Raw genomic sequence first — 12,986 nt, 5'->3', positions numbered from 1 at the left:
TGTGGGGCAACCGCCATGGCAGGCGATCAATCTATGGGTGCAACGGGCTGCCTAGATGCAGTATTCCGCGGGTCCGCGGACCGTGCTGCCCGGTCCGGGCACAAACTGGTAGCCGCCGCCGCGCACTGTTGCGATGGCGTGGCGGGCCGATCCCAGCTTGCGCCGGACGCGTCCAACATACACGTCGATGGAGCGGAATGCCGCGCCGGGGCAGTCCAGGGACTCGAGGACGCGTTGCAGTTCTTCACGTTGAATCGTCCGCGACTGGTTTTCCACCAGGTACCTCAGGAGGCTGAATTCCATGTGGGTGAAGCTGACCGGGACACCGTCCAGGAGGACGGTGTCCGCGGCCAGATCCACTGCCACGATGCTGCGCCGCCCGGCCAGGGCGACTGGCGGGGCGACGGCGGCTGAGGTGCCGTTTTCGGTGTCGGACGCCGTTTCCGGAACATCAGCACCGGCCGTTCCGGCCGCACTGCACACGTGGACTTCGGCTTCCGGAGCAAGCCGGCGGGCACGCGCCAGGACCGCCTTGGCGGCTTCGGCCCAGACCGCCGGGTCGATGTCGTCGCCTTCACAGGGCTGGAGCCATACCGCCAGGCCGCGCGGCTGAAGCCCTGGCTGGAGGCCGGGACGGGCGCCCGGACTAACGCCAACACGGGAGCCGGCGTGCTGCTGCGGGTATGGCGCATGGACGTTGACGGCCATCGCGCTGCGCCTCAGACGCCGCCGCGGCGGATCAGCTTGCCGCTGGGCGTGCGGCCGTCAATCTCGTTGCCGCGAAGGAACGTTTTGCGGACGACGCCGGAGAGCGCCTTGCCGTCGTAGGGCGTGATGGGGTTCTTGTGCTTGAGCTTGGTGACGTCGACGACGAAGGCGTCGTCCGGCGCGAAGATGGAGAAGTCCGCATCGTAGCCCAGGGCCAGCTGGCCCTTGTTGTGCAGGCGGGCCAAGGCGGCGGGCTTCTCAGCCATCCAGGACACCACCTGCTCCAGGGTGATGCCGCGGTGCCGGGCTTCGGTCCAGATCAGGGAGAGTCCCAGCTGCAGTGAGGAGACGCCGCCCCAGGCCACGGCGAAGTCGCCGTTTTCCAGGTCCTTCAGGTCCAGGGTGGACGGGGAGTGGTCCGAGACGATGCAGTCGATGGTGCCGTCCTGCAGGCCCTTCCAGAGCAGTTCGCGGTTGGAGGCCTCACGGATCGGCGGGCAGCACTTGTACGCGGTGGCGCCGTCGGGGATTTCCTCGGCCATCAGGGTGAGGTAGTGCGGGCACGTCTCCACGGTGAGGTGGACGCCGTCGCGCTTTGCACTGGCGATCATGGGCAGCGCGTCGGAGGACGAGAGGTGCAGGATGTGGGCGCGGGCGCCGGTCCAGCGGGCCCGTTCGATGACCTCGGCGATGGCCTTGTTCTCGGCGCCGCGCGGGCGGGAGGCCAGGAACGTTTCGTAGTGGTCGCCGCCGGGGTGCGGGGCGCGGTCGATCGCGTGGGAGTCCTCGGCGTGGACGATCATGARGGAGTCGAAGGACTTGAGTTCGGCCATGTCCTCCTCCATCTCGTCCGCTTCGAGGTGCGGGAACTCGTCCACGCCGGAGTGCAGCAGGAAGCACTTGAAGCCGAAGACGCCCTCGTCATGCAGGCCGCGGAGGTCCTTCTTGTTGCCCGGCACGGCGCCGCCCCAGAATCCGACGTCCACAAACGCCTGATCCTCGGCAACCTCGCGCTTGAGCTTGAGGCCTTCCACCGTGGTGGTGGGCGGGATGGAGTTCAGCGGCATGTCGATGATGGTGGTGACGCCGCCGGCGGCCGCGGCACGCGTGGCGGAGGCGAAGCCCTCCCACTCGGTGCGGCCGGGCTCGTTGACGTGGACGTGCGTGTCCACGAGGCCGGGGATGAGCGTCTCGTCGTCGGCCAGGTCAATGACCTGTGTGCCGGTGAGGCCGTTGCCGAACGGTTCGATGGCGACGATCACGCCACCGCGGATGCCGACTTCGCGGGCGGTGATGCCGGCGGTGGTGAGGATGCGCTGGCCGCGGATGACCAGGTCAAACGAGCCGGCCGCCGGGGTGGTTTCTTCAGACATGGACGTTCTCCTTGTTTTCTGTCGCCTTGGTGCTGGCCGGGAGCCCCGCAAGGTGGGCGCCGATGCTCTTCCCCAGTTTTTCGAGCAGCGGTCCTGCTTCAGCAATGCATTTTTCTACGTTTGGTTCGAGGTCGGTCAACGCGTGGACCTGCTGGAAACCAGCGTCCGCGAGTTGTTCTGCGCTCAGGGTACTCCGGCCGCACACGGCGATGACAGGGACGCCTGCACGTTCCGCGGCACGGGCCACACCCATGGGCGTTTTGCCGAGCAGGCTCTGCTCGTCCAGGCTTCCTTCGCCGGTGATCACCAGGTCAGCGCCGGCCAGCCGCTGCTCCAGTTCAGTGAATTCGAGGACGACGTCGATGCCCGGCCTGCGTGCCGCGGCCAGCGCCGCGATGGCAATGTAGCCGACTCCGCCGGCTGCTCCTGCGCCGGGTGCGACGGCGGCCCTCTCGGCGCGGATGCCGATCTCGCCGGCGAGGACCGAGACGAAATTGGTCAGGGCGGCGTCGAGGGCGACGACGTCACTCGGCGTCGCGCCTTTCTGCGGTCCGAAGATCGCGGCGGCGCCGCTGGGCCCCAGCAGGGGATTGTCGACGTCGGACGCCAGGGTGAAGCGGGCGTCCTCCAGCCGGACGTCCAGGCCGGAGAAATCGATCCGGTCCAGGCGGGCCAGCGCGGCCCCGCCGCCGGGGAGCTCGTTGCCCTCGGCGTCCAGGAGCGCTGCCCCGAGGCCCTGCAGGACCCCGGCGCCGCCGTCGGTGTTGGCGCTGCCGCCCACACCCAGGATGAACTTCCGGCAGCCAAGGTCCAGGGCGGCCCGGATGAGTTCGCCGGTGCCGAGGCTGGTGGCGGTGGTGGCCGTTCCGGAGTCCGGGCCGCCGCCGTGGATGACGGCGGGCAGCAGCGCGAGCCCGGAAGCTGCGGCCATTTCGATCACGGCCTCCCGGCCGCGGACCGCGAAGTCGGCCCGGACCGGCTGGCCGGTGGGGCCGGTGACGGTGGCGGTCCGGCGGGTGAAGCCGGAGCCGACGGCGGCGTCGAGGGTGCCCTCGCCGCCGTCGGCCACCGGAATGAGTGTGGCCTCAAGGCCCGGCACAGCTGACTGCAGTCCCGCGCTCAGGCGCCTGGCGACGTCGGGGGCGGACAGCGAGCCCTTGAACTTGTCCGGGGCGATGACCACACGCATTCCGGTACCTCCTTCCATTGTTTACGTTAGGCCAGCGAGGAGAGGATGGCAGTGGGGGCGTCCTCGCGGGTCTCGGCCAGGTCCTCGAACTCGTTGACGGCGTTGATTTCAACACCCATGGAGATGTTGGTGATCTTTTCCAGGATCACTTCAACCACCACGGGAACCTTGAACTCGCCCATCAGGGCCTTGGCCTTGTCGAACGCGGCCGGCAGGTCTGCCGGGTTTTCCACCCGGATGGCCTTGCAGCCCAGGCCCTCGGCCACCTTGACGTGGTCCACGCCGTAGCCGTTTGTTTCCGGGGAGTTGATGTTCTCGAACGCCAGGGAAACGTTCTGTTCCATCTCGAAGCCGCGCTGCGACTGGCGGATCAGGCCCAGGTACGAGTTGTTCACCACGACGTGGATGTACGGCAGGTTGAACTGCGCGCCCACGGCCAGCTCTTCGATCATGAACTGGAAGTCGTAGTCACCGGACAGGGCAACCACGGTCTCGTCCGGCTTGCCGCGGACCACGCCCAGGGCGGCCGGGGCGGTCCAGCCCAGGGGGCCCGCCTGGCCGGCGTTGATCCATTTGCGCGGGCCGAACACGTGCAGCATCTGCGCGCCGGCGATCTGCGACAGGCCGATCGTGGACACGTACGTGGTGTCCTTACCGAACGCCTTGTTCATTTCCTCGTACACACGCTGCGGCTTGATCGGCACGTTCTCGAAGTGCGTCTTGCGCTGCAGGGAGCCCTTGCGTGCGGTGCACTCGGCAACCCAGCCGGCGTAGTCCGGCAGGGACTTCGCTGCCTGGCGCTCGCGTGCCAGCTCAATCAGCCCGTCCAGCGCCGCACCGGCGTCGGACGCGATGCCCAGGTCCGGCGAGAACACGCGGCCGATCTGGGTGGGCTCGATGTCGATGTGCACGAACTTGCGGCCGGCCGTGTAGGTGTCCAGGCCGCCGGTGTGGCGGTTGGCCCAGCGGTTGCCGATGCCAATCACGAAGTCGGAGGCCAGCATGGTCTCGTTGCCGTAGCGGTGGCTGGTCTGCAGGCCCACCATGCCGGCCATCAGGACGTGGTCGTCCGGGATGGTGCCCCAGCCCATCAGGGTGGGGATGACCGGAACGTTCAGCAGTTCGGCCAGTTCCACCAGCTGCGCGGAGGCGCCGGCGTTGATGATGCCGCCGCCGGCCACGATCAGCGGGCGCTCGGCTGCGGTCAGCATGTCCAGCGCCTTTTCCAGCTGCTTGCGGCTGGCCGTGGGCTTCTGGACAACGATGGGCTCGTAGGCGTCGATGTCGAATTCGATCTCGGCCATCTGCACGTCGAACGGCAGGTCCAGCAGGACCGGGCCCGGACGGCCGGAGCGCATCAGCTGGAAGGCCTTCTGGAAGGCGCCCGGAACCTGGCCCGGCTCCATGATGGTCATGGACATCTTGGTGACCGGAGCGGCGATGGTCTGGATGTCCACGGCCTGGAAGTCTTCCTTGTGCAGCTTGGCCACGGGGGCCTGTCCGGTGATGCAGAGCATCGGGATGGAATCCGCCCAGGCCGCGTACAGGCCGGTGATCATGTCCGTGCCGGCAGGGCCCGAGGTGCCGATACAGATGCCGATGTTGCCATCCTTGGCCCGGGAGTAGCCGTCCGCCATGTGGCTGGCGCCTTCTACGTGGCGGGCCAGCGTGTGCCGGACCCCGCCGTTCTTCCGCATCGCCGAGTAGAACGGGTTGATTGCCGCTCCTGGCAGGCCGAACGCCTCGATGGCGCCTTCCTTTACCAGGATCGCGACGGCAGCGTCAACGGTGCGCATCTTAGTCATTGTGTACTCCTTGAAAGTCTGTGGTGAAGCCTGTTTTTGGGTGTGCTGAGGGGAGGCCCGGCGAACTGTCGCGGGGCGCTTTGGGGGAGTCGTCGTCGTAAATTACGACGGCGGCCGGCGTGTCCGTGTCGAAGTGCCCCGTTTCGGGGGCTGCTCCTACTTGCGGCCGCTGAGCTGCAGGACCTGCTTGAAGAGGCCGGAGTGGTCGAGGCCGCCGTCGCCCTGGTTGACGGTTGCGGCGACGAGCTGTGCGACGACGGCGCCGAGGGGGACGGCGACGTTGGCTTCGCGGGCTGCCGAGGTGACGATGCCGAGGTCCTTGTGGTGGAGGGCCAGACGGAAGCCGGGGTCGAAGTTGCGGTCCAGCATCTTCTGGCCCTTCTGGTCGAGGACCTTGGAGCCGGCCAGGCCGCCGCCGAGGACCTTGAGGGCTGCGTCGGTATCCACGCCGTAGGCCTCAAGGAAGGCGATCGCTTCGCCGAGGACCTGGATGTTGACGGCCACGATCAGCTGGTTGGCTGCCTTGACGGTCTGGCCGGAGCCGGCGGGGCCAACGTGGACGATGGTCTTGCCGACGGCGGTGAGGACCGGCTGTGCTGCCTCGAAGTCGGCTGCCTCGCCGCCCACCATGATGGAGAGAACGGCGTTGATGGCGCCCTGTTCGCCGCCGGAGACCGGGGCGTCGAGGGGGCGGATGCCGGCTGCGGTTGCCTCTGCGGATAGGCGCTTGGCGACGTCCGGGCGGATGCTGGATGCGTCGATCCAGATGGTGCCCTTCTTCGCGTTGGCGAAGACGCCCTCCGGGCCGCTGACTACGCCCTCGACGTCGGGGGAGTCCGGCACCATGGTGATGACGACGTCGGCGTCCTTGACGGCGTCGGCGATGCTCGTGGCACCCTTGCCGCCTTCGGAGACGAGCTTGTCGATCTTGTCCTGGCTGCGGTTGAAGCCGGTGACGGTGTGGCCGGCCTTGACGAGGTTGATGGCCATGGGGAGGCCCATGATTCCGAGTCCGATGACTGCAACGTTGCTCATTGTGGTTCCTTTACTGAAAGTCTGTGGTGGTGCTGGGGGTGGTTAGCGGCTGGCCCGCTGGCGGATGGCCCAGCTGAACGCGGTTTCCGCCGGTTCCTTGTATTCGAGGCCGATGTAGCCGTCGTAGCCGAGTTCGCGGCTGCGGGCGATCCATTCGCCGAGGGGAAGCTCGCCGGTTCCGGGAGCCCCGCGGCCGGGGTTGTCGGCGATCTGGATGTGGCCGAAGTCCTTGGCGTGGTTTTCGATGACGGCTGCGACGTCGTCCCCGTTGACTGCCAGGTGGTAGAAGTCCGCGAGGAGCTTGACGTTCTCTGCGCCGGATTCCGCATTGACGCGGGCGATCACCTTAAGGGCGTCCGCTGCCGTGAGGAGCGGGTACCTGGGTGCGCCGCTGACGGGTTCGAGGAGGACGGTGCCGCCGATGCCTGCGACACCGGCAGCGGCCGCGGCGAGATTTTCGGCGCCGATGGCGTCCTGCTTTTCGGCCGATTCGCCGTCGACGCGGTTGCCGTAGAGGGCATTGAACGCCTTGCAGCCGAGGCGCTCACCGATGCCGGCAACGACGTCGATGTTGTCCAGGAATTCGGTGGAACGTGCGGGCCAGGAGACCAGGCCGCGGTCGCCGCCGGGCATGTTGCCGGCGTTGAAGTTCAGGCCCGTGAGCTGGACGCCGGCATCCTTGATGGCGTTCTCAAACCCGGTGACCTGGGCGTCCGTGGGGACGGAGGTGTCGAAGGGCCACCAGAACTCAACGGCGTCAAAGCCGGCAGCCTTCGCGGCGGCGGGGCGCTCGAGCAGGGGAAGCTCCGTCAAGAGGATGGAGCAGTTCACTGTGTACGTCATCGTAGGTCCTTCCGAGGAGGGCTTTGATCTATCTTCCGGCTTGCTTGGCTCTCTCAAGTTTCCGCTTTGTGGAATTTAGATTCTGCTTTATGAAAAGTCTAGGGAAGGTGGGGGCGGGAGTCAAGGGGGTGTGTGGGTTGGGAGGGGGTGGGGACAGCAAACTCTTCCCGACCGGGCATAAAGAACGGGCGGCTCCTGGCAGGGCCGCCCGTTCGATTGATCGTATTCAGTGCCGCTTGAAGGCGTGCCTGATCTTTTCGCCGGCTTGCTTGAGGTCGGCCCGGACTGCGCGGGCCTTGCCTTCTGCCCTCATGCGGTCGTTTCCGCTGACCTCACCGGCGGCCTTCTTTCCCTTGCCGTGAAGCCTCTCCGCGGCGTTGTGGATCCTGTCACCCAAACCCATTGCGGTCCTCCTTGTGGTGCGGCCGGTTCGGCTGATTGCCGCCTATGCCGCCACTTAAATTGTAGAAAGGAATGGCCCCCACGGACCTGTGGGCAGCCTAAAAGATCTGCGGGAATACAGGGGATCGAGGTAGTTCTGGTACCGGCCCCGCGGCTGAGTCCGGGCCTTCCGCGACGCCGACGCCGGTGCACTCTCCCGGACGGCCGAATGGATTAATTACCGCAGGCCAGCACCGCCCGCCAAACGTCAGACGGTCCGCGGCGCCTTGGCCAGGGTCTCGCTGAGTTCAGCGGCGTTCTGCCGCACCACATTCGCCGGACGGCCCGGTTCCGCGCGCCAGCTCTCCGAGAGCGGGCCGAGGTCCACCGTGTCGAAGCCGAACTCGTCATACAGCCTCGTCACGAGCTCGCTGGCCTCGGCGTAGTCGCTCGCGGTGGCCAGGGCGCGGCGGTTCGGGGTGCCGGGAGGCGTGCCGTCCGTGGTGACCTCGCTGTACCGGATGTGGTTGAAGCCCTTCGCCACCTTGGACGTGGGCAGGTGTTCCTGCACCAGAGCGGAGGACGTGGTTTCGCCGGAGTCGAGGGCCGGAACATGGCCATCGCGCTTCCAGTAGTAGTTGCCGGTATCGATCACGATCTTCCCCGCGAGCGGCTCCACGGGGATGCTGCCGAGGCTCCTGAAAGGAATGGTCACGACGGCGAAATCGCCCGCCGCTGCCGCTTCGGCCGGCGTCGCGGCCCGGGCACGGGGTCCCAGTTCTGCCACGAGTGCGGCCAGCGTTTCGGGGCCGCGGGAATTGCTGATCACCACGTCGTAGCCGAGTTCCACCGCTTTGCGGGCAACCTCGCTGCCAATGTGTCCTGCTCCGATGATTCCGATGGTTGTCATATCCGGGGCAACACCGGCGCCCGCAGGGATATTTCGGGCGATAGGCGCTGCGACGGCCGGTTAAGGCTAGACAGCATGAACCTGAATCGAGGACGGACCGGAATGTGTCACTCATGTCGAACTCTGGTGCCAACGGCGCCCTGAGAGTAGCGTTTCCCCCATCAGAAAACTCCGCTGATCTGGGCTCCGGACACATTCTTGGTGTGGAGGTGCCCCTTGTGAAAAGTGGCGGAGCGGCATCACAGGCGAATCTCAAACTCATTGTCTTGTGCTTGATGCTTCTGAATTCCCTGGCCATGGTTGCCTGCTCTACGTCGATCCCCACCCAAGCAACGAACAGATGATCTCTGGCTCGCTGCTGCGGGCCACTAATCGAGGAGGATGAGATGAAGCACAAGGTACTCGCCACCTTGGGCGCGGTGATCTCCGCGATCGGAATCTCGATCGCATCGGCTGCCCCTGCGTTGGCGGCGCGGCCGCTCGAGCACGACCACTTTACGGATTCCAGCAGCGCCATTGCCCAGGAAGAATTCCCCGGATTCTGCGCCGGGATCGTAGACTTCCCGGTGCGACACGACAGGCACGCCGAGGGGATGTTCCTCTTCGTTCATCACGGCGACGGTCTCGCATACGGAGGGGGTCCGATCCGCTCAACCGATGTGTGGACAAACACCCTGAACGAGCAGACCTACACGATCACGGAGTCAGGCCAGGCACGGGACCACAAAATCACCGACAACGGCGATGGCACCCTGACCGTCGAGATCGCCGTCTCTGGCGTCCAGAAGGTCTACGGCCCGGACGGTACGCGTCTCTTCATGGACACGGGTACATTCAGGTTCGCGATCCTCATGGATCACGGCGGCACGCCTGCTGACCCCTCCGACGACGAGTTCATTAGGGACCTCGGCGAGACGGCCAGTCACGGGCAAGCGGACACGGCAGGACGCGACTTCTGCGAAGACCTCGTCACCTTCATCGGTTAACAAAATTCAAGCGGCCCTGGGAAAACGCCCGGACGGACCTTTTCAACCACATCTTTCCGCGGCCGGCAAAGACCTGACTGGCCACCCGGGACCGAAACAACCAAGGACCCACGGTGGAACACGACCGGCAGCAGGGCTGGTAATCGGGCATGCCGCGAACCCGGGCCCGCGCAAACGGCCCATTTCTCTCTTTGGGACGCCTTTGCGCCGAGCCGCTGGGACGGAACGACGGCGACACCACGGGGGCGATAGCCTGAACGTTGAACCCAGCCCCACCCCGGAACGAGGATTTCCCCATGATCACACGCACCGACGTCGACGAAGCCGCTGCCCGGATTGCCGGAAGGATCCGCGTTACGCCCGTACTGGCGGCTGACCGAGGCCCATTCCCCGGCGAAGTGTGGCTTAAGTGCGAGTTCATGCAGCACACCGGCACGTTCAAGGCTAGGGGCGCGTTCAACCGGGTCCTGGCCTGCCGGGAGCGCGGCGAACTCAAGGACGAGGTCGGCATTGTGGTGGCCTCCGGCGGCAACGCCGGCCTCGCCAACGCCTACGCGGCCACGGAAGTGGGGGTCCCGGCCACGGTGTTCGTGCCCGAGACCGCCCCGGCCGTGAAGGTCAAGAAGCTCTGGGACATCGGCGCTAACGTGATCCAGCGCGGCGTCGAATACTCCGAGGCCTACGACGCCGCGATGGCTTACGCCGCCGAGACGGGCGCGGTCTACTGCCATGCATATGACCAGCCCGAGATCGCAGCCGGTGCCGGCACCATCGGAACCGAGCTGCTGGAGCAGCTGGGCGACGTGGACACCGTGGTGGTGGCTGTGGGCGGCGGCGGGCTCATGGCCGGTGTGGCAGCCGCCGTCGAGGGCCGGGCCACTGTAGTGGGCGTCGAGTCCGAAAACACGCCCTCCCTGCACGCCGCGCTCGCGGCCGGGACCCCGGTGGATGTGGCCGTTTCCGGGATCGCCGCCGACTCGCTGGGCGCCCGGCAGATCGGCCGGATCGGCTTCGACGTAGCCGTCCGTACCGGTGTCCGCGCCGTGCTGGTCTCCGACGAGGACATCGTGGCCGCCCGCTCCCTGCTGTGGGAGGACTACCGCATCATCGTGGAGCACGGCGCGGCCACAGCCTTCGCCGCCCTGCACTCCGGCGCCTACGTCCCGGCGGCCGGGGAACGCGTGGCCGTGATCCTCTGCGGCGCCAACACGGACCCCGCCACGGTCTGAGGTTCTACTGGTCCGCCGCGACGACGTCCCTCCCGTTGAGCGGCTGGACCGGCCGGCTGTTGCCCGCGTGCGCCGCGCGAAGTGTGGCAAGCTGTCCGGCTCCCAGCTCAACGGGGGTCTTGAGGAGCAGCCAGCGCACGCCTTCCGAGCAGGGCGGAGTGGTCAGGCTGCCGTCGTACGCGAAGTGGTCCAGCGACGCCGGGAACAGCGCCGGGAAGTCCACGACGCCAGCTGGCACCTTCTGCCCATCGGCTGCGGCCGGCACGCCTTCCGTGAACGGCGCCCACGCCGCATTGGGAGCCCCCACTGTGGCGAGGATCCCGACGACGGCCAGCCCGCCGTCGTCGGCCTGGTGGACGAAATGGAACTCGGCCTCGTGCCGGACGCCGTCCAGCGTGTGCTCGGATGGGGCGTGGAAGTGCAGCTGCTTGAAGGCGTACTTCTTGCCGCCAACCGTGATGCCCTGGGCCGTGAGGGCGTGCAGCTCGGTGGTGTGGCCATTGTCGGTGATCTCGCCTTCGGAGGCGGAATAGGCTAGGGCCAGCGGCGCAGGGGAAAGGCCCGAACCGCCGCCGACGTCGATGGGGGACTGGGCGGTGCCCGACGAGCAGGAGCCGAAGTCGGAGCTCAAGGCGCCCCAGTGTTCGGGACCCTCGGCGCCGTCGTAGGACCAGGCGTGGGGTGCTGCGGAGGCGGACGGCGAGGGTGCTGCCGCCCCGGCGGCGGACCTGCTGCAGCCGGTGACAAGTGCCAGCAGCCCCAGGCCGGATCCAACTATCAAAGACTTCCTGGTCATTAGTGTGGCGCTGCGCATCTTCCATCCTTCGGGTCGTGTAGATCCGCACCGGAGAGCCCGGGCGGACCTACGACGACTACCACGGGGGCCGGTGGCAGGTCTTGTCACAGAGGCCCGCCGCAGGATGTGACCCGCTGTCCTTCCGGAAGTCAGGGCGCCTTGCTGGCGCCGGACGCGTCCGTGTCTTCTGTGGCCCGAGGGGCAGCCGCGGCGGCCGGCACTTCGGCGCCGAAGCTGCCGAGCAGGGTCAGGGAATCGGCCGACGGCGAGTCCGGCTTCGCCGAATACACCCGCAGGACCTGATCTGAATCGTCGGGAAGCGTCAGGTCTTCGAAGTTCAGTTCCAGGTCCCCGACGACGGGATGGTGCAGCCGAACACTGCCTGCGGACCCTGTGGCCAGCCGGTGTCCGGCCCACCATTGGCGGAAGCGCTCGCTGTGCACTGCGAGTTCGCCGACGAGTTGATTGGCCAAGGGGTCGTTGGGGTGCCGGCCGATATCCGCGCGCAGGGTCCCGACGGCTTCGGCCGCCACGGTCTCCCAGTCCCGGAAGAGATCGTGGGAGCGCGGATCGAGGAAAACCCACCGGGTGAGGTTCCGCTCCGCTGCCGGCATGGCCGGGAATTCCGCAAGCAGAAGGAACGCCAGGCGGTTGCCGGCCAGAACGTCTGTGCGCCGGCCCAGGACCAGGGCGGGAACGTTGCCCACGGCATCCAGGAGTTGGCGGAGCGCCGGCCGAACACTCTGTTCCGGAATGGGTGAATGCTGGGACTTCGCGCAGTTTTCCAGAAGGTCGAACATGTGCGCCTGCTCGCCGGGATCCAGGCGCAGGGCGCGCGCCACTGATTCCATCACCGCCCGGGAGGGGTGGATGTTCCGGCCCTGCTCGAGCCGCGTGTAGTAGTCGGTGCTCACGTCCGCCAGGCGCGCGATTTCCTCGCGTCGCAGCCCGGGGACGCGCCTGCCACCGGAGGTCGCGGCTATCCCGGCCTGCGCCGGCGTCAGCCGCGACCGCATTGCCTTCAGGAACTTTCCAAACTCAGCGCTCTGACCCATGTCTTCCATTGTCCAAGCCCGCGTCCCCGCTTTTCCAGTGACGAAGGTAGGACTGCCAGTCCTAGGAAAAGGAGGGAATGGCTTACCTGCTGACACGGCCTGCCGGCGTGCCTAGCGTTGAATGCATAGCCCGCCCGTGCAGGGCTGTTCGAGCAAACACCACCACCAAGTACGGTGCCACACCTGCCCAGATTGTGCTCGCGTGGCATCTCAGCCAGGGCACCATCGTCATCCCGAAATCGGTCCAGGCCGCTCGCATGCGGGAAAACCTGGGTGCTGCCGCCGTATTGCTAACGCCGGCGGAGGTAGCCGAAATCACGGACCTGGAGTCCGGCGCCCGCACCGGCGGGGATCCCGCCGTCGCCGCGCACAGCCAAATGTAGCCAATCCGCACCGGGGAAGTGCAGACCGAGAGCCAGCCCCACCGAACAAGAAGAGAACCATGGACAATTCGCTGATGATGGCTTGGGCAGTCATCCACCTCATAAACAACGACAGCCGCAGCGCCTTGCCCGATGCCCCCGTCGTGGCACCACGACAGGCCGGACGCGCACGCAGGAGACTGGCCCGCTTCCAGCGGCGGCTGGCCAGTTTCCTGCACGAAGCCGCGTGGGCCATTGAACCTGAACCGCGGACGGCTACTGAGCCCTGACCGCCGAAGGGCGGTGGCACCGGA

Annotated in this window: 14 protein-coding genes; 4 read left to right on the top strand and 10 right to left on the bottom strand. The window is 67.0% G+C overall.

All coding sequences use genetic code 11. The features are described from left to right. Positions 1 to 51: 51 nt before the first annotated feature. The 8 genes from ASG77_RS02655 to ASG77_RS02620 form a co-directional block, all read right to left on the bottom strand. A complete protein-coding gene (locus ASG77_RS02655) occupies positions 52 to 708 on the bottom strand; it encodes a winged helix-turn-helix domain-containing protein (RefSeq protein ID WP_056340818.1) in 657 nt (218 codons plus the stop codon). Between the two features lie 11 nt (positions 709 to 719). Then, the gene (gene allB, locus ASG77_RS02650) at positions 720 to 2,081 is read right to left on the bottom strand and encodes an allantoinase AllB (RefSeq protein WP_056340816.1); all 1,362 of its coding nucleotides are present in this window, start codon (positions 2,079 to 2,081) and stop codon (positions 720 to 722) included. Further along, entirely contained in the window at positions 2,074 to 3,270 is a 1,197-nt protein-coding gene (locus ASG77_RS02645; protein WP_056340814.1) for a glycerate kinase, read from the bottom strand. Before ASG77_RS02645 ends, allB begins: the two co-directional genes overlap by 8 nt. 26 nt (positions 3,271 to 3,296) lie before the next feature. Further along, on the bottom strand, positions 3,297 to 5,075 hold the full coding sequence (gene gcl / locus ASG77_RS02640; RefSeq protein ID WP_056340812.1) for a glyoxylate carboligase: 1,779 nt from the start codon (positions 5,073 to 5,075) through the stop codon (positions 3,297 to 3,299). Positions 5,076 to 5,231: 156 nt separating this feature from the next. Further along, positions 5,232 to 6,110 carry a 2-hydroxy-3-oxopropionate reductase gene (locus ASG77_RS02635; protein WP_056340810.1) on the bottom strand — a complete coding sequence of 293 codons (879 nt, stop codon included), beginning with the start codon at positions 6,108 to 6,110 and terminating at the stop codon, positions 5,232 to 5,234. 42 nt (positions 6,111 to 6,152) lie between these two features. Beyond that, the gene (locus ASG77_RS02630) at positions 6,153 to 6,953 is read right to left on the bottom strand and encodes a hydroxypyruvate isomerase family protein (RefSeq protein WP_056340808.1); all 801 of its coding nucleotides are present in this window, start codon (positions 6,951 to 6,953) and stop codon (positions 6,153 to 6,155) included. Positions 6,954 to 7,179: 226 nt separating this feature from the next. Then, positions 7,180 to 7,356: a CsbD family protein gene (locus tag ASG77_RS02625; RefSeq protein ID WP_056340807.1), complete on the bottom strand. Its 177-nt coding sequence runs from the start codon at positions 7,354 to 7,356 to the stop codon at positions 7,180 to 7,182. A gap of 246 nt (positions 7,357 to 7,602) precedes the next feature. Then, a complete protein-coding gene (locus tag ASG77_RS02620; protein WP_056340801.1) occupies positions 7,603 to 8,244 on the bottom strand; it encodes an NADPH-dependent F420 reductase in 642 nt (213 codons plus the stop codon). A 386-nt stretch (positions 8,245 to 8,630) separates the two neighbouring features. Here ASG77_RS02620 and ASG77_RS02615 point away from each other — a divergent pair, with 386 nt between their 5' ends. Beyond that, positions 8,631 to 9,230 carry a hypothetical protein gene (locus ASG77_RS02615; RefSeq protein ID WP_056340797.1) on the top strand — a complete coding sequence of 200 codons (600 nt, stop codon included), beginning with the start codon at positions 8,631 to 8,633 and terminating at the stop codon, positions 9,228 to 9,230. A gap of 296 nt (positions 9,231 to 9,526) precedes the next feature. Next, the gene (locus ASG77_RS02610; protein WP_056340795.1) at positions 9,527 to 10,459 is read left to right on the top strand and encodes a threonine/serine dehydratase; all 933 of its coding nucleotides are present in this window, start codon (positions 9,527 to 9,529) and stop codon (positions 10,457 to 10,459) included. 4 nt (positions 10,460 to 10,463) lie between these two features. Here the strand turns inward: ASG77_RS02610 and ASG77_RS02605 are convergent, their stop codons facing one another. Beyond that, on the bottom strand, positions 10,464 to 11,273 hold the full coding sequence (locus tag ASG77_RS02605) for a carbonic anhydrase (RefSeq protein ID WP_082575789.1): 810 nt from the start codon (positions 11,271 to 11,273) through the stop codon (positions 10,464 to 10,466). A 131-nt stretch (positions 11,274 to 11,404) separates the two neighbouring features. After that, positions 11,405 to 12,310 carry a helix-turn-helix transcriptional regulator gene (locus ASG77_RS02600; RefSeq protein ID WP_056340791.1) on the bottom strand — a complete coding sequence of 302 codons (906 nt, stop codon included), beginning with the start codon at positions 12,308 to 12,310 and terminating at the stop codon, positions 11,405 to 11,407. A gap of 77 nt (positions 12,311 to 12,387) precedes the next feature. Here ASG77_RS02600 and ASG77_RS02595 point away from each other — a divergent pair, with 77 nt between their 5' ends. After that, entirely contained in the window at positions 12,388 to 12,693 is a 306-nt protein-coding gene (locus tag ASG77_RS02595) for an aldo/keto reductase (protein ID WP_056340789.1), read from the top strand. A 59-nt stretch (positions 12,694 to 12,752) separates the two neighbouring features. Beyond that, the gene (locus ASG77_RS02590; protein WP_056340787.1) at positions 12,753 to 12,962 is read left to right on the top strand and encodes a hypothetical protein; all 210 of its coding nucleotides are present in this window, start codon (positions 12,753 to 12,755) and stop codon (positions 12,960 to 12,962) included. The last annotated feature ends 24 nt before the right edge of the window (positions 12,963 to 12,986 follow it).

The organism is Arthrobacter sp. Soil762, assembly GCF_001428335.1.
In the GTDB taxonomy this organism is placed as follows: Bacteria; Actinomycetota; Actinomycetes; order Actinomycetales; family Micrococcaceae; genus Arthrobacter.
This window is presented reverse-complemented; position numbering and strand designations above follow the sequence as displayed.

Bases quoted from the DNA above. Each gene is read 5' to 3' on its own strand.
- ASG77_RS02655 (WP_056340818.1), bottom strand. From the start codon at position 708: ATGGCCGTCAACGTCCATGCGCCATACCCGCAGCAGCACGCCGGCTCC.
- ASG77_RS02645 (WP_056340814.1), bottom strand. From the start codon at position 3,270: ATGCGTGTGGTCATCGCCCCGGACAAGTTCAAGGGCTCGCTGTCCGCC.
- gcl (WP_056340812.1), bottom strand. From the start codon at position 5,075: ATGACTAAGATGCGCACCGTTGACGCTGCCGTCGCGATCCTGGTAAAG.
- ASG77_RS02635 (WP_056340810.1), bottom strand. From the start codon at position 6,110: ATGAGCAACGTTGCAGTCATCGGACTCGGAATCATGGGCCTCCCCATG.
- ASG77_RS02630 (WP_056340808.1), bottom strand. From the start codon at position 6,953: ATGACGTACACAGTGAACTGCTCCATCCTCTTGACGGAGCTTCCCCTG.
- ASG77_RS02625 (WP_056340807.1), bottom strand. From the start codon at position 7,356: ATGGGTTTGGGTGACAGGATCCACAACGCCGCGGAGAGGCTTCACGGC.
- ASG77_RS02620 (WP_056340801.1), bottom strand. From the start codon at position 8,244: ATGACAACCATCGGAATCATCGGAGCAGGACACATTGGCAGCGAGGTT.
- ASG77_RS02615 (WP_056340797.1), top strand. From the start codon at position 8,631: ATGAAGCACAAGGTACTCGCCACCTTGGGCGCGGTGATCTCCGCGATC.
- ASG77_RS02610 (WP_056340795.1), top strand. From the start codon at position 9,527: ATGATCACACGCACCGACGTCGACGAAGCCGCTGCCCGGATTGCCGGA.
- ASG77_RS02605 (WP_082575789.1), bottom strand. From the start codon at position 11,273: ATGCGCAGCGCCACACTAATGACCAGGAAGTCTTTGATAGTTGGATCC.
- ASG77_RS02600 (WP_056340791.1), bottom strand. From the start codon at position 12,310: ATGGGTCAGAGCGCTGAGTTTGGAAAGTTCCTGAAGGCAATGCGGTCG.
- ASG77_RS02595 (WP_056340789.1), top strand. From the start codon at position 12,388: ATGGCTTACCTGCTGACACGGCCTGCCGGCGTGCCTAGCGTTGAATGC.
- ASG77_RS02590 (WP_056340787.1), top strand. From the start codon at position 12,753: ATGGACAATTCGCTGATGATGGCTTGGGCAGTCATCCACCTCATAAAC.